This window comes from Nocardioides sediminis (assembly GCF_003047295.1).
Lineage (GTDB): Bacteria > Actinomycetota > Actinomycetes > Propionibacteriales > Nocardioidaceae > Nocardioides > Nocardioides sediminis.
Map to the genome: position 1 here is coordinate 224058 of NZ_PZYZ01000007.1, position 14251 is coordinate 238308.

Genomic DNA, 14251 nt, shown 5'->3' on the forward strand with positions numbered 1-14251 from the left:
ACCCGGTTGGCCCGGCCGCCCTCCGTCAGCAGGTCCGCCCGCACTGAGCCAGGGCGGGCAGCAGGAGCCTGTAGGCCAGGCCGCTGAGGTGGAGACCGTCCTTGGCGAAGGCATCAGCGCCGAGGGGCGTCAGCAGCGAGCGGGTGTCGAGCAGTCGTGCGGTGCGCGAGTCCGCCACAGCGGTGGCAGCATCCCGGTAATGGGCCACGACTGCGTTGGTCCGATCGCCGGCACCGAGTCGTGACTCGTCGACGCCCGGGGGCGTCATGATGACCCACGCACCAGCCTGACGGGACCCCACGAATCGACTCAAGGTCCGTTGGAAGTCGGCGACCGGCACCGCGTTCCACGGGGCCGCATCGTTGGTACCCACAGAGACGACCACGAGGTCCGAAGCTGTCAGGCGCACGCCCTCCGCCTGTGCCTCGAGGTGCCGCACCGTGGCTCCGCCTTGTGCTGCATTGAGGACGTTCTCGCCGATGCGCGGTAGCTGCCGCTGGATCCGGGCGAGATGGCTGTCCCCGAGCAGAACGATCCTCACCGGCCGAACCCTAGAACGGCCGGCCTCTCATGCCTCTGTCCTTGCGGCATGGCGTGGCTGACTCGGGTCGATGTGCGGTGGTCACCGGCGGGTGGCCGTCCTACGCAGGTACGACCGTCCTTGACCAGCCTCTGCCAACGGATTGCCAAGGATGACATGTCCCACGACCACCTTTTGCCGTCGCCGTCGACCCGAGACGGGGGGGTCTCAGGGGCGACGGTTGGCGAGGAGAGGGCAAGACGTCCTCACCTGACACATGCACGGGACGACAGGCCACGTCGAGCTTCTGTGCAGCCACGACACGCCTCCGGGAGGGGGACCGGACGGCGTCGACCTGGGCGGCCACGTCACCGCGCATGCCGTCAGAGCCGTCGCGGGTGTCTGTGACCGACGCCTGCGGTGGGCTTGGACATGCCTGTGGCCCCGCCGGTTGTGCTGGTGGCGGGGTGTGGGGCGTGGTGGCTACTGGTCGGGCGGGTGCAGGTCCGGCTTGCCGCGCTGCGGGTCGCCGCTGTCGGCGCCGGGTTCGGGCCAGGCGCGTCCCGTGCATCGACTGCCGGTGTGGTCGCGTCGGTAGGCCCAGCCCAGCGGACTGGTCCACTCGAACACACCCGGCTCGGTCATCCGGTACCGCCAGCGGCCCTTGGTCTTGAGCCGATGGTGCCGGCGGCACAGCGCGGCCAAGTTGTCGGTGCTCGTCTGGCCGCCGCGATCGGGATGCTCGTGGTCGTAGGGGACGATGTGGTCGATGTCGCCGTGCCGGGCGTTGCGGCCGCACCACGGGAAGACGCACGTCCCGTCGCGGACGATCACGTACTCCCGCATCCTCGCGGTGGGCGTGTAGCCCTTGGTCTCCAGCCGTTCACGGAGGTCGATCACCGGCTTGACGACCACCGCGGCGTCGGGACGGCCGCACCAGGCACGGACCTGCTCCACCGACAGCAGCCGCTGGCCGGCCTGCTCCACGCGGGCGCACAGTGCCTCGCCGGCCACGTCGCCGGTCGGGTCCTGGAGGCCGGTGATGGCATCGGCGGACAGGTGGGCGTAGATCACGATCTGCGTCACCGGCGTGGCCGGAGCCGGCGGCTTCGAGGTCTCGACCGCCGAAGAATCCTCGTCGTCGAAGCCGAGGGTCAGCTGGCGGCGGGCGAGGTCGCCCAGCGCGGTGGCCCGGCGGCCGTCGACGGTGTCGGTCGAGCCGAGCCTGGCGAGGTGCTCGGCCCCCGAGGCGACGGCCTCGCGCAGGGCGAGGGCGTCGGGGATCTCCAGGTCGGCCTCGAGGTGCATGGTGCCGTCGAAGGAGACCTGCTGGGTGTCGAAGGTGACGTTGCGCTTGTCCGCCGACTTCTCCAGCGCCTTCTCCACGGCCTCGGGCATGTGACGCACCCGGGCCTCGTCCACCACCCTGCCCAGCGCGGAGGGAGTGAGCCGGTTGGCGCACCAGAACACCTGCGAGTCCACGTACGTCGCCGCTTCGAGCGTCAGGTCCAGGGTGGTCTGCGCGATCACCCGCGCCCGCCAACCCGCCACCAGCCCCGCCTGGACCGCACCCCACAACTGCGGGAGCCGGTAGGCCACCTCCACGCACTCGGTCAGGAACCGCCCCGCACTGTCGCACGTGCGGCCCAGCATGGTCGCGAACTCCGGGACGCAGAACTCATCGATCGACGGGGACCCCTCACCTGCGAAGGTCTTCGGCGAGGTGAAGCACGCCTCCGCGTGCTCCGGGTCGGCCAGGTGCAGGTCGGCCCAGTGCACGCCCAGCCGCATCATCTCGACGTCCTCCGCGGCGGCCCGATCGCGCGACTCCTTCACCGCACGCAACAGCTCGGCCGGGGTGTCCGGCAGAACGGGAGCGGCGGTGTTGGGCATGTACCCATCCCAGCAGGGACCACCGACAACGCAGCCCCGGAAACCGGCCTCCTGTGGACACGAGGTCGAGGAGATCTCCGAGGTCCGCCCTGCTCACAGCGTCAGGGGCGCGCGGCTCATTGCCTCGAAGCGGTCCTGGACGAAGAGGTCCCGCATCAGGCGAGGGAACGCGCGAGGAGCGAACAGGATCGACTCCCGGTGGGCCGCCTCGACGTCCTCGACGGACCACCAACGCATGTCCAGCACGCCGTCCTCGCGAGGGTGGTCGGCCGCGTCCGCCAGCGAGCCCGCCTCCCTCGTGAACGCGCTCAGCGGCACGACGTAGAAGTGGCCGACCACGCCGGAGTAGCCGTGCGGTTCCATCTCGGGGAACCTGTTCGTCTGCGTCCACACGAGGGATGGCGCCGTCCGGTCCTCAAGCACCAGGCCGGTCTCCTCGGACAGCTCACGCGCGAGGGCCTCGACGAGTGTCTCGCCGTCCTCGACTCCGCCACCCGGTCCCACCCATACGGTCGTCCCCTCGTTGATGCGGTGCCGGGCCAGCAGGACCCGCCCCTCACCGTCGAGCACGAGACCACGACACGAGTGGCGCAGGGGCAGATCCGATTCGTTTCACCGCGTCACCATCCCACGTCGGACCGGCATCCTCCGGCGGGCGCGGCCTACGCTGCGATGCATGAGTCCGGACGAGGTCGGTCGCTACGCCGAGTCGCTGCCGGGGGTCAGACGCAAGGGGACCGCGTCGCGTCCGGCCTGGTACGTCCGGGACCGGCTGGTGGTCCGACTGCACGACCCGGACACCCTGGTGGTCCGCGTCCCCCTGGACAGGCGGGAGGCGCTGCTCGAGAGGTTCCCGGACAGCTTCGGCGTCCCACCTCGCATGGAGGCCCACCACAAGGTCGAGGCCTACCTCGATCGCGCACAGCCGGACGCGGTTCGCGCGGCCATCGACCTCGCCTGGGAGATGCAGCAGCGCTGACTCCCGAGCGGGGTGCAACAGATCAGGTGTCGCCCGGGTCCACCTGCTCGCCGGGTGCGGCGAGGTCGAGGTCGCCCTCCACGATCATCGCCAGCAGCCCGGTGGGCGAGCGGGTCTCGTGCATCTCGCCGGGCTCCCAGACGGCTGCCTCGCCGGGCCCGAGGCGGCGTACGACGCCGTCGTGACCAGACACCTCGGCCTCCCCCGAGAGCACGACGAGCAGCTGCCGCCCCGAGGCCGGGTGGCGCCCGACCACGCCGCCGCGGGCCAGCGAGACCGCGACGAGGTGGGCGTCGGCACTGATGCCGAAGGCGCCCACCGAGAAGCCACGGCTCCCGTGCGCCTCGACCGGCCGGTGCGGCAAGTCCGCCAGGGAGATGACCCGCACTCAGGACTCCGTGGGCGGGGCGTAGTCGGGGTCGGCCGCAGGGGTCTCGGACGAGGCGCCGGCGCCGGCCTGGGCCTGCGAGGACCAGTTCTCCAGCTCGGTCATCACCTCGGCGTGCTTGTCCACGCAGACCACGACGAGGTCGCCGCGGTTGGCGCGGTTGAGCGCGTGGCGCACGGCGGAGATCTCGTCGAGCACCTCCTCGGCCTGCTTGCAGCGGGATCCCTCGGCCATCGCCTGCCGCACGCCCTCCAGCACCAGGCCGGCGACCTCGCCGCGCTCGCGGCCACGCAGGGCCACGTCCTCGCGGACGATGCAGACGTCGAAGTGCTGCGCGGCGATCTGGCCCAGCTCGCGCATGTCCTCGTCGCGCCGGTCGCCCGCGGTGGCGATGATGCCGATCCGCGACGGCCGGGCCAGGTCGTGGGAGGACTCCAGCGAGTCGCCGACCCGGTCGACGAAGTCGCCCAGCATCCGCATGCCCGGGGCGTTGTGGCAGTAGTCGACGATGACGTTGACGCCGTTGACCTCGACCTCGTTGAGCCGGCCGGGGGAGAGGTAGTAGTTGGTCGAGAAGGTGCGCAGGCCCTGGCGGATGTCGTGCAGGGGAGCGCCGGCCGCGAAGGCGGCAGCGGCGGCGGCGAGCGCGTTCTGGACGTTCATCCGGGCCTTGCCCCCGAACGTCGCCGGCAGCAGGTGCGTCCACGCGAGCTGCATGTCGCGCCGCCCGTGCCGTACGACGATCATCTCGCCGCGCTCGGACGGGTCGAGGACCAGCGCCTTGCCACCCCGGCGGCAGTGCGCGTCGATCATGTCCCGGGCCTCGGAGCCGGGCTCCTCCATCGAGAACCACACGACCTGCCCCGAGCACCGCCGGCGCATCTCGCGCACCAGCGGGTCGTCGGCGTTGAGCACGGCGTGGCCGTCGCGCGGCACCGCCTCCACGATGACCGCCTTGACGTCGGCGAGCTGCTCGACGGTGTCGATGCCGCGCAGGCCGAGGTGGTCGGGCTGCACGTTGAGCACCACCGCCACGTCGTTGCGCTCGTAGCCGAGGCCCTCGCGCAGGATGCCGCCACGTGCGACCTCGAAGACGGCGGTGTCCACGCGCGGGTTCTGCAGCACCATCCGGGCCGAGCGCGGACCGGAGGCGTCGGCGCGGATGACGAGGCGCTCGTCGATGACCACCCCGTCGGTGGAGGTCATGCCGACCTTGCGCCCCATGCCCTTGAAGATGTGGCTGATCATCCGGCTGGTGGTCGTCTTGCCGTTGGTGCCGGTGACCGCGATGATCGGGATCCGCGAGGTGGCGCCGGGCGGGAAGAGCATGTCGACCACCGGCTTGGCGATGAACTGCGGCTCGCCGATCGTCGGGTGGGTGTGCATCCGGAAGCCGGGCGCGGCGTTGACCTCGCAGATCGCGCCGCCGGCCTCGCGCACGGGCTCGGTGATGTCCGGGCAGATGAAGTCGATGCCCGCGATGTCGAGGCCGACCATGCGGGCCGCCTCCTCCGCGATCTCGACGTTCTCCGGGTGCGCCTCGAAGGTGCGGTCGATCGAGATGCCGCCGGTGGACATGTTGCCGGTCAGTGCCAGCTTGACCATCTCGCCCTCGGCGGGGACCGAGTCGAGCGAGTGACCCTGGGAGGCCAGCACCTCGAGGGCGGCGGCGTCGACCTTGATGCGGGTCAGCACCTTCTCGTGGCCGACGCCGCGGCGCGGGTCGGCATTGGTGAGGTCGACGAGCTTCTCGACCGTCGAGGTGCCGTCACCGGTGACCGACGCCGGGACGCGCTCGGCGATCGCGACCATCCGTCCGTCGATGATGAGGCACCGGTAGTCCTTGCCGGTCACGAAGGTCTCGACGATCACGATGCCGCGCCGCGACTGCTCGCGCGCGATGTCGAAGGCGGCGCGGACGTCCTCCTCGGACTGCAGGTCCAGGCACACGCCCCGCCCGTGGTTGCCGTCCAGCGGCTTGACCACCACGGGGTAGCCGATGCGACGGGCGGCGGCGACCGCGCCGTCGGCGGAGCGCACCGACTCCTGCTTGGGCACCGGGAGGCCGGCCGCACCGAGGAGCTTGGTGGTGAGGTCCTTGTCCGAGGCGATGTCGACCGCGATGGAGGACGTCTCGGAGGTCATCGTGGCCCGGATGCGCTTGGCGTGGACGCCCTGGCCGAGCTGGACCAGCGAGTACTGGTTGAGCCGGATCCAGGGGATGTCACGGGACACGGCCTCGTCGACGATCGCCTGGGTCGAGGGCCCGAAGGCCGTCCGCTCGGCGCGCCGGATGAACGCGTCGCGCTCGGTCTCCCAGTCGAAGTCCGGGTCGCCCTGCACCAGGTGGTTGACCAGCCGCACCGCGAGCTTGCCGGCCTCGAGGCCCACCTGCTCGTCGACGTACCCGTAGATGATGTTGTAGCGGCCCTTGTGGCCCTTGACCGACCGGGTCTTGCCGCGCCGGATGTCGTGCCCGACGACCTGCTGGAGCGCCAGCGCGACGTGCTCGGCGACGTGGCCCAGCCAGGTGCCCTCCTGGAGCCGCTCGAGGAAGCCGCCGCGTCGGCCGCGCGAGCAGGAGTGCTCCCGCAGGCCCGGGAGCATCGAGACCAGCTCGTCGGTGAACCCCGGGAGCGTGTTGGTCGGGAACTCCTCCAGGGAGCCCAGGTCGACGACCAGGTGGACCGACTTGTCGTAGGACCAGACGTTGGCGCCGCGGTAGACACGGGTCTCGACGATCGTCAGGTCGGGGGTCGGGCGCTCGCTCATGCAGGGTCTCCGTCTCGGTCAGGGGCAGGGAGAGGGGTGGTGGCACCGGGGTCACCGGGTGCACCGGTGCGCGGGACGACGGTCTCGGTCGCCCGGCGCGCGCGGGCCAGCCGGCGACGCAGGTTGCTCGGCGAGACGTCACCCGCCGCGATGTCGCGGGCCAGCTTGCGCAGGTCGCGCCCGGCCTCGGCGATCTCCTCGGCCTCGGTCTCGTCGACGACGGGCGGGAGGGGCACGAGCGTCCGGGTGGTGAGGTCGTACGACGACCCGGCCGGCAGGACGTGCAGCGTGACGCCGCTGGCCAGCAGGGGAGCGGAGCGCCGGGCCTCGTGGGCGTTGGACACCATCCGGGCCGGGTCGAGGATGGTGACCGCGCCGCGACCGGCGACGCGGAGCACCTCGTGGCCGTCGACGACCTCGACGACGGCCGCGGTGTCCTCGTCCACGCCGATGCCGAGCAGCTGCGGGCTCTGCGCCACGATCATCAGCAGCCGGCCGTAGCGGTTGCGCTGGTCGAAGTGCTGGTCGATCACCGTGGAGCCGACCAGCCCGAGGCCGGCTGCGACCTGGGTCATCCGTTGCTTGGGGGTCGCCCCGCCGGACCCGAAGGCCACCATGTGCGAGGACTGGATGCTGGCGCCGGCGGAGGTCCCGGCCACGACGGCGCCGCGCCGGTGGGCCGCAACGATGGCGTCGCCGAACGGCGTGCCGCACACGACGCCGGAGAGCTTGAGCTGGTTGCCGCCGGTCATGAAGATGCCCGTCGCGCCCTCCACGGCCGCCACCAGCTCGGCGTCGTGCGCCTGCTCGCGGCTCTCGGGACGGGCCGCGCGCACGTGGCCCGCACCGAGCTTGCTGAAGAGCGCCTCGTAGACCTCCACGATCTCGGGTCCGAGCGACGAGGCGGTGGGGATCACGAGGATGCGGGCGTCGCGGCCGCCGCTCGCGGCGACGAACTCCTTGAGGATCCCGCGCTTCCCGAGCTTGTCCTCGGCGCCGCCGATGATCATGAGGGGTCCAGAGGGCATGACAGGCAGGCTATCGGCTGCGACAGTGTGCCCGTGCAGGAGATGCGAGCCACCCAGACGACCACCATCCGCAGGCTGGTGGTCATGCGCCACGCCAGGGCCGAGTCGTGGGGGGAGTCCGACCAGGGACGCACCCTGGAGCCTCGTGGTCACGGCGATGCGGCCGCCGCCGGACGCTGGCTCGCCGACCTCGGCTTCGTGCCCGACCACGTGCTCGTCTCCACCGCCGTCCGCACCCGCGAGACCTGGGAGGCCGTCGCTCCCGCCGCGGGCTGGGAGCTCGAGCCCGCCTTCGACACCGGCCTGTACGCCGCCGGCCCGGAGGCCGCCCTCGACCTCATCCGCGAGGTCCCGCCGGACGCGACCTCCGTCCTGGTGATCGGCCACAACCCGACCATCGCCTACCTCGCCCAGCTGCTCGACGACGGGGCGGGTGACTCCGAGGCCGCCGAGCGGATGGCGGCCGGCTTCCCGACCTCGGCGCTCGCGGTGCTCGCCGTCGACGGACCATGGGCCGAGCTGGAGCTCGCGGGCGCGTCGCTGGTCGGCTTCCACGTCGGCCGCGCCGAGTGAGGCGACGCTGACAGCTCCCGCGCCGGCCGACCTCGTCCAGCGGCTGAGGACCGCCGGCTGCGTCTTCGCCGAGGACGAGGCCCGCCTGCTGCTCGGGACCGGCCGCACGGGCGCGGCGCTCGAGGACCTGGTGGCCCGACGGGAGGCCGGGGAACCGCTCGAGACCGTGCTGGGCTGGGTCGAGCTCGCCGGCCGGCGGCTCGCCGTCGCCCCGGGGGTCTTCGTGCCGCGGCGCCGCACCGAGCTGCTCGTCCGGGTGGCGGCGTCGTACGCCGGTCCGGGCAGCATCCTGCTGGAGCTCTGCTGCGGGGTCGCGCCCGTCGCGGCGCTCGTCCCGGCGGGCGAGGTGCACGCCAGCGACGTGGACCCTGCGGCGGTGGCATGCGCGCGACGCAACGTCCCGCACGGCACCCTCCACCTCTCCGACCTGTACGACGACCTCCCGGGCTCCCTGCGCGGGCGCATCGACGTGCTCGCGGCCAACGCGCCGTACGTGCCGACCGACCGCGTCCCGCTGATGCCGCCGGAGGCCCGGGACCACGAGCCGACCACCGCGCTCGACGGCGGCCCGGACGGCGTCGGCCTGCACCGGCGCATCGCCGCGGAGGCACCGGAGTGGCTGGCTCCCGGCGGCGTGCTGGCCGTGGAGACCAGCCAGGTCCAGGCGCGCCTCACCGCCGCGGCCATGCACGACGCCGGCCTGGCCACCCGGGTCGAGAGCGACGACGACCTCGCCGGCTGCGTGGTGGTGGGCCGGCGGCGGGGCGTCAGACCGGGGGAGCGGGCGTGACGATCCCGTCGGCCATGTCGGCGGCCTCGATCTCCTCCCGGGAGATGCCCAGCAGGTAGAGGATCGTGTCGAGGTAGGGCACGTTGACCGACGCGTCCGCGGCGTCGCGCACCACCGGCTTGGCGTTGTAGGCGATCCCGAGACCGGCGGCGTTGAGCATGTCGAGGTCGTTGGCCCCGTCGCCGATGGCGATGGTGGCGTCGACCGGCACGCCGATGTCGGCCGCGAACTCCCGCAGCGCGGTCGCCTTGCCGGCCCGGTCCACGACGTCGCCCAGGACCCGGCCGGTGAGCCGGCCGTCGACGATCTCGAGCTCGTTGGCCCGGGAGTAGTGGATGCCCAGCTCGTCGGCCAGCCGGCTGGTGATCTGGGTGAAGCCGCCGGAGACGATCGCGAAGCGGTAGCCGAGGCGGCGCAGCACCCGCACCATGGTCCGCGCCCCCGGCGCCAGCGCGATGGACTCGTAGACCTCGTCGAGCGCGGCGGCCGGGACACCCTCGAGCAGCGCGACCCGCGCCCGCAGGGACTCCTCGAAGTCGATCTCCCCGCGCATCGCCCGCTCGGTCACGGCCGCGACCTCGGCCTCGCACCCCGCGTGGGCGGCGATCATCTCGATCACCTCCCCCTGGATGAGCGTCGAGTCGACGTCCATCACGATGAGCCGCATCGACCGGCGCAGCAGGCTGGCCGGCTGGACGGCGATGTCGATGCCCTGGTTGGCGGCCTCGGCGGCGAGCAGGGGGCGCAGCACCTCCGGCTCCACCCCCGAGATGGCGAGGTCGATGGCCGTGACCGGGTAGCGCGCCATCCGCTCGATGCGGTCGATGTTGGCGCCACAGTCGGCGATCCGGCCGGCGATCGCGGACATCGCGGACGCCTTGAGCGGCGCGCCGAGGACCGTCACGTGGGACCTGCCCGAGCCCCGCTGCCGGTTGTCGCCGACACCGCGGTCGACGTCGACCTGCATGTCCAGGGAGGCGGCGGTCTCCTCGATCGCGGCCCGCAGCTTCTTCCAGTCCCGCGGCGCGGTGATGAGGACCCCGAGCACGAGCCGGCGCCGCAGCACGATCTGCTCGATGTCGACGACCTCCACGCCGGCGGCCGACAGGGTGGCGAACATGGCTGCCGTGACACCGGGCCGGTCCTTGCCGGTCAGGGTCACGAGGAGGGTCCGGGGCTGCTCGTCGACGTCGCTCATCTCGGGGCCGAGGCTATCCCCGCCGGAGGGGGTGGTCAGGACTCCGGCCACACCTCGGGCGAGCAGGCCGCCACGACGGCGCGCCGGGACGCGCGCTCGAGGGGTGCCAGCGCGTCGCGCCGTCGCGCGACCTCGTACGACGACAGGGCGCCGCCGTCGTCCTCGAGCGCCAGGTCGACGATCGCCCACCCCTGCAGGCCGCGGGACGCCAGGTCGGTGCACCGGTGCGGGACCCCGAGCGGGGCCTCGAGGGACGGACGGTGCCGCAGGTTCATCAGCCGGTCGGCGACCTCGGGCCGCCACCGCGCCACGTCCAGGTCGGCGAGCAGCCCGGCCGCCTCGACGAGCGTGGCGCGCATCCCGCGGTCGGCCTCGCCCACGTCGGGCAGCTGGCGCGGCGCCGACGGCAGCGCCCGCCACCGCACCACCTCGCCCACGACCGACGGCACGAGGGCGAAGGACGCCAGCACCACCGCCTCGCCGGAGTCCAGGGCCGCATCGTTGAGGTCGCGCGGCCCGCCCAGCCCCAGCAGGTCACCCTCGACGGGGAGCGCGAGCCCTGCCCGGTCGGCGCCCGCCCGGCGGGCGGCGAGGAAGACGTCGAGCAGCGTCGTGCCGGACGTCCCGGTGACCTCCTCGAGGCCGTCGACGGCGTGCGCGAGGTCGCCGTGGGTGACGGCGTCCAGGGCGTGGTCGGTGACCTCGTCGCCACGCAGCCAGGCGGTCAGCCACCAGGCCAGGCGAGCGGAGAGGGGGAGCTCGAGTGACACGGCTGTCGAGGATACGTCGGGGTCGTCGGGACGCGGGCGCCCGCTGGATAGGGTGAGTCGCATGAGCGCCGTGATCGAGTGTGCAGGCCTCACGGTGCGCCGTGGCACGGCGACGTTGCTCGACGACGTCGACTGGACCGTCGAGGAGGACGAGCGCTGGGTGCTCATCGGTCCCAACGGCGCCGGCAAGACGACGCTGCTGCAGGTCGCCTCCGCCCAGCTGCACCCGACCGCGGGCGTGGCGGGCATCCTCGGCGAGGTGCTGGGCACCGTCGACGTGTTCGACCTGCGTCCGCGCATCGGCCTGACGAGCGCCGCCCTCGCCGACCGCATCCCGCGCGGCGAGCTGGTGCAGGACGTCGTCGTCTCGGCGTCCTACGGCGTGCTGGGACGCTGGCGCGAGGAGTACGACGGCCTCGACCACGACCGCGCCGCCGCGCTGCTGGCCGAGGTGGGGGCGGCCCACCTCGTCGACCGCACCTTCGGCACCCTCAGCGAGGGCGAGCGCAAGCGCGTGCAGATCGCCCGGGCACTGATGACCGACCCCGAGCTCCTGCTGCTCGACGAGCCCGCCGCCGGCCTCGACCTCGGCGGTCGCGAGGACCTCGTCTCCACGCTCAGCGTGCTCGCGCTCGACCCCGACTCGCCGGCCACCGTGCTGGTCTCCCACCACGTCGAGGAGATCCCGCCCGGGTTCACCCACGCGATGCTGCTGCGCGCAGGACGGGTCGTGGCCCAGGGCCCGCTGGAGCGGGTGGTGACCGAGGAGGCGCTCTCCGAGACCTTCGCGATGCCGCTGCAGCTCAGCGTGGAGGACGGCCGGTACGCCGCCCGGCGACGCACCCGGTCGGCTGCCCTGTGACCCTGCGCACCACCGGATAGGGTCGGCGCATGGACTGGCTGCTGCGACACCTCTGGGAGGCCTGGCTGGGCCTGGCCATCGTGCTGGGCGTCGCCGAGATGTTCAGCCTCGACCTGATCCTGGGAATGCTCGCGATCGGCGCCCTCGTCGGCATGGTGCTGGCCATCGCCGACGTCAACGTCGGCCTGCAGGTCCTCGGTGCGGCCGGTGCCTCGATCGCGATGCTGGCGCTGGTGCGGCCGTCGATGGTCAAGCGGCTGCACTCCGGGCCCGAGCTGATGCTGGGCCACGACAAGCTCGTCGGCACGCAGGGGATCGTCACCAGCGAGATGAGCGGCCTGACCACCGGCCGCATCAAGATCGGCGGGGAGGACTGGTCGGCGCGTCCCTACGACGAGACCATGACCATCCCCGCGGGCGAGACCGTCGAGGTCCTCGCCATCAAGGGCGCGACGGCCTTCGTCTACCCGGTCGCCCGGCTCGAGTCCTGACCGCCCACCAATCATCACCATCCACGGGGGAGACACACATTGCCCACAGCACTCTTCGTCCTGTTCGTGCTGCTCGTCCTGTTCGTCGTCGTCATGCTCGCCAAGACGGTCCGGATCGTGCCGCAGGCGCGGGCCGGGATCGTCGAGCGGTTCGGCAAGTACAAGGGGACCTTGCCCGCAGGCCTCAACATCGTGGTGCCCTTCATCGACAGGGTGCGCTACCTCATCGACCTGCGTGAGCAGGTCGTCAGCTTCCCGCCGCAGCCGGTGATCACCGAGGACAACCTCGTGGTCTCCATCGACACCGTCATCTACTTCCAGGTGACCGACCCGGTCGCGGCGACCTACGAGATCGCCAACTACATCCAGGCCGTCGAGCAGCTCACCATGACCACGCTGCGCAACATCGTCGGTGGCATGGACCTCGAGCAGACGCTGACCTCCCGCGAGGAGATCAACAACGGCCTGCGCGGCGTCCTCGACGAGGCGACCGGCAAGTGGGGCATCCGCGTCAACCGCGTCGAGATCAAGGGCATCGACCCGCCGCCGTCCATCAAGGACGCGATGGAGAAGCAGATGCGTGCCGACCGCGACAAGCGGGCACTCATCCTCTCCGCCGAGGGCCAGCGCCAGTCCGCCATCCTCACGGCCGAGGGCAACAAGCAGTCGCAGATCCTCAACGCCGAGGGTGACCGCGAGTCCCAGATCCTGCGCGCCCAGGCCGAGCGGGAGGCGCAGATCCTGCGTGCCCAGGGTGAGGGGCAGGCCATCCAGACGGTCTTCCAGGCCATCCACGACGGCCAGCCCGACCAGTCGCTGCTGGCCTACCAGTACCTCCAGATGATGCCCAAGATCGCCGAGGGCGACGCCAACAAGGTCTGGGTCATCCCCTCGGAGATCACCAAGGCGCTCGAGGGCCTCGGCTCCTCGATCCACGAGATCGCCGGCATCCCCAAGGACGCCACGCCCCGCACGCGGGTCGACATGGGGCCGTCCGAGCCCCAGCTGCCCGGCGGCTCCCAGGACTCCGAGCTGCGGCACACCAGCCAGGCGGTGCAGGAGGCCATCGCGGCCGCCGAGTCCGCCGCGCGTCCGGCGCGGTCCTCGAGCGGGTCGTCGGCCCCGGCGGGCGGAACGACCCCGCCCGTGTCGTCCGAGCCGACCGACCCCACGGTCGGCGAGGGCCCGGTCGACCCGAGCGCTCCGGGGGCTGCCCCGGCGTGAGTCCTGTCGAAGCCGTGCTGATCGCCCTCGCGGGGGTGGCGGCCGGCACCATCAACACCGTGGTGGGGTCGGGGACGTTGATCACGTTCCCGACCCTCCTGGCGTTCGGCGTACCCCCCGTGACCGCCAACGTCTCCAACTCGATCGGCCTGGTGCCCGGGTCGGTCACCGGCGCCGTGGGCTACCGCCGCGAGCTGCGTGGCCAGCGGTCGCGCCTGCTGCACCTGGCCAGCGCCTCGGGGCTGGGCGGCCTGCTCGGCGGGGCGCTGCTGCTGTGGCAGCCCGGCGCGTTCGAGTTCGTGGTGCCCGCCCTCATCCTGCTCGGCCTGCTCCTGGTGGTCGCCGGCCCGCGCATCTCGCTGTACGTCGCCCGGCGCCACGAGGCCAGCGGGGGACTGCCGCACCGCGGCGCGTGGTGGGTGTGGCCCGGGATGTTCGCCTGCGGGATCTACGGCGGCTACTTCGGCGCCGCGCAGGGCGTGCTGATGATGGCGGTGCTGGGCATCGGCATCGACGACTCCCTGCAACGGCTCAACGGCGCCAAGAACGTCCTGGCCGCGCTGGTCAACGGGATCTCGGGCGTGCTGTTCGTCCTCATCGCCGACGTGGACTGGCAGATCGTCGGCCTCATCGCGGTCGGCGCGGTCATCGGCGGCGTGCTCGGGTCCTCGGTCGGGCGTCGCCTGCCCGCGCCGGTCCTGCGCGCCTTCATCGTCGTGGTGGGCGTGGTCGCGCTGGTGGCGTTCCTCGTCTGAGCAGGGCT

15 protein-coding genes are annotated in these 14251 nt (G+C 72.4%); 7 read left to right on the forward strand and 8 right to left on the reverse strand.

All coding sequences use genetic code 11. The features are described from left to right. Window positions 1-25: 25 nt before the first annotated feature. The 3 genes from DAI17_RS16765 to DAI17_RS16775 form a co-directional block, all read right to left on the reverse strand. Window positions 26-541 (reverse strand): SGNH/GDSL hydrolase family protein, encoded by a 516-nt coding sequence (locus DAI17_RS16765; RefSeq protein WP_107774349.1) that lies wholly within the window; start codon window positions 539-541, stop codon window positions 26-28. Window positions 542-1003: 462 nt separating this feature from the next. Next, complete coding sequence (locus DAI17_RS16770; RefSeq protein WP_107774350.1) at window positions 1004-2413, reverse strand: HNH endonuclease; 1410 nt, start codon at window positions 2411-2413, stop codon at window positions 1004-1006. Window positions 2414-2506: 93 nt separating this feature from the next. Beyond that, complete coding sequence (locus tag DAI17_RS16775; protein WP_159081603.1) at window positions 2507-2983, reverse strand: NUDIX domain-containing protein; 477 nt, start codon at window positions 2981-2983, stop codon at window positions 2507-2509. 106 nt (window positions 2984-3089) lie between these two features. Here DAI17_RS16775 and DAI17_RS16780 point away from each other — a divergent pair, with 106 nt between their 5' ends. After that, window positions 3090-3392 carry an MmcQ/YjbR family DNA-binding protein gene (locus tag DAI17_RS16780; protein WP_107774352.1) on the forward strand — a complete coding sequence of 101 codons (303 nt, stop codon included), beginning with the start codon at window positions 3090-3092 and terminating at the stop codon, window positions 3390-3392. 22 nt (window positions 3393-3414) lie between these two features. Here DAI17_RS16780 and DAI17_RS16785 read toward each other — a convergent pair whose 3' ends face one another. Genes DAI17_RS16785 through DAI17_RS16795 form a run of 3 tightly spaced genes read right to left on the reverse strand, consistent with a single transcriptional unit; the run spans window position 3415 to window position 7580 of the window. Next, the gene (locus DAI17_RS16785) at window positions 3415-3780 is read right to left on the reverse strand and encodes a cupin domain-containing protein (RefSeq protein WP_107774353.1); all 366 of its coding nucleotides are present in this window, start codon (window positions 3778-3780) and stop codon (window positions 3415-3417) included. Continuing rightward, the gene (gene cphA, locus DAI17_RS16790) at window positions 3781-6552 is read right to left on the reverse strand and encodes a cyanophycin synthetase (protein ID WP_107774354.1); all 2772 of its coding nucleotides are present in this window, start codon (window positions 6550-6552) and stop codon (window positions 3781-3783) included. It lies immediately after the preceding gene. Further along, a complete protein-coding gene (locus DAI17_RS16795; protein ID WP_107774355.1) occupies window positions 6549-7580 on the reverse strand; it encodes a cyanophycinase in 1032 nt (343 codons plus the stop codon). Before DAI17_RS16795 ends, cphA begins: the two co-directional genes overlap by 4 nt. Window positions 7581-7622: 42 nt before the next feature. Here DAI17_RS16795 and DAI17_RS16800 point away from each other — a divergent pair, with 42 nt between their 5' ends. Both DAI17_RS16800 and DAI17_RS16805 read left to right on the forward strand, forming a co-directional pair. Further along, window positions 7623-8153, forward strand: coding sequence for a SixA phosphatase family protein (locus DAI17_RS16800; RefSeq protein ID WP_234412570.1), 531 nt, complete (start codon window positions 7623-7625; stop codon window positions 8151-8153). 43 nt (window positions 8154-8196) lie between these two features. Continuing rightward, window positions 8197-8943 (forward strand): putative protein N(5)-glutamine methyltransferase, encoded by a 747-nt coding sequence (locus DAI17_RS16805; protein ID WP_407669747.1) that lies wholly within the window; start codon window positions 8197-8199, stop codon window positions 8941-8943. Here DAI17_RS16805 and serB read toward each other — a convergent pair. Further along, a complete protein-coding gene (gene serB, locus DAI17_RS16810) occupies window positions 8921-10141 on the reverse strand; it encodes a phosphoserine phosphatase SerB (protein WP_107774356.1) in 1221 nt (406 codons plus the stop codon). The two genes, DAI17_RS16805 and serB, sit on opposite strands and share 23 nt — an antisense overlap. Before the next feature lie 35 nt (window positions 10142-10176). Then, window positions 10177-10911, reverse strand: coding sequence for a hypothetical protein (locus tag DAI17_RS16815; RefSeq protein WP_107774357.1), 735 nt, complete (start codon window positions 10909-10911; stop codon window positions 10177-10179). A 61-nt stretch (window positions 10912-10972) separates the two neighbouring features. Between DAI17_RS16815 and DAI17_RS16820 the strand changes: the two genes are divergently transcribed. The 4 genes from DAI17_RS16820 to DAI17_RS16835 are packed head-to-tail and all read left to right on the forward strand — an operon-like array spanning window position 10973 to window position 14243. Next, window positions 10973-11773, forward strand: a complete 801-nt coding sequence (locus DAI17_RS16820; RefSeq protein WP_107774358.1) for an ABC transporter ATP-binding protein — start codon at window positions 10973-10975, stop codon at window positions 11771-11773. Window positions 11774-11802: 29 nt separating this feature from the next. After that, the gene (locus DAI17_RS16825; protein WP_107774359.1) at window positions 11803-12264 is read left to right on the forward strand and encodes an NfeD family protein; all 462 of its coding nucleotides are present in this window, start codon (window positions 11803-11805) and stop codon (window positions 12262-12264) included. A 39-nt stretch (window positions 12265-12303) separates the two neighbouring features. Then, window positions 12304-13488: an SPFH domain-containing protein gene (locus tag DAI17_RS16830; protein ID WP_456093756.1), complete on the forward strand. Its 1185-nt coding sequence runs from the start codon at window positions 12304-12306 to the stop codon at window positions 13486-13488. After that, the gene (locus DAI17_RS16835; RefSeq protein WP_107774360.1) at window positions 13485-14243 is read left to right on the forward strand and encodes a sulfite exporter TauE/SafE family protein; all 759 of its coding nucleotides are present in this window, start codon (window positions 13485-13487) and stop codon (window positions 14241-14243) included. The genes DAI17_RS16830 and DAI17_RS16835 overlap by 4 nt, the downstream gene beginning before the upstream one ends. Window positions 14244-14251: the final 8 nt, after the last annotated feature.

Coding starts and splice junctions, on each gene's coding strand:
- DAI17_RS16820 (WP_107774358.1), top strand. CDS start 10,973: ATGAGCGCCGTGATCGAGTGTGCAGGCCTCACGGTGCGCCGTGGCACG.
- DAI17_RS16795 (WP_107774355.1), bottom strand. CDS start 7,580: ATGCCCTCTGGACCCCTCATGATCATCGGCGGCGCCGAGGACAAGCTC.
- DAI17_RS16780 (WP_107774352.1), top strand. CDS start 3,090: ATGAGTCCGGACGAGGTCGGTCGCTACGCCGAGTCGCTGCCGGGGGTC.
- DAI17_RS16800 (WP_234412570.1), top strand. CDS start 7,623: ATGCGAGCCACCCAGACGACCACCATCCGCAGGCTGGTGGTCATGCGC.
- DAI17_RS16770 (WP_107774350.1), bottom strand. CDS start 2,413: ATGCCCAACACCGCCGCTCCCGTTCTGCCGGACACCCCGGCCGAGCTG.
- serB (WP_107774356.1), bottom strand. CDS start 10,141: ATGAGCGACGTCGACGAGCAGCCCCGGACCCTCCTCGTGACCCTGACC.
- cphA (WP_107774354.1), bottom strand. CDS start 6,552: ATGAGCGAGCGCCCGACCCCCGACCTGACGATCGTCGAGACCCGTGTC.
- DAI17_RS16825 (WP_107774359.1), top strand. CDS start 11,803: ATGGACTGGCTGCTGCGACACCTCTGGGAGGCCTGGCTGGGCCTGGCC.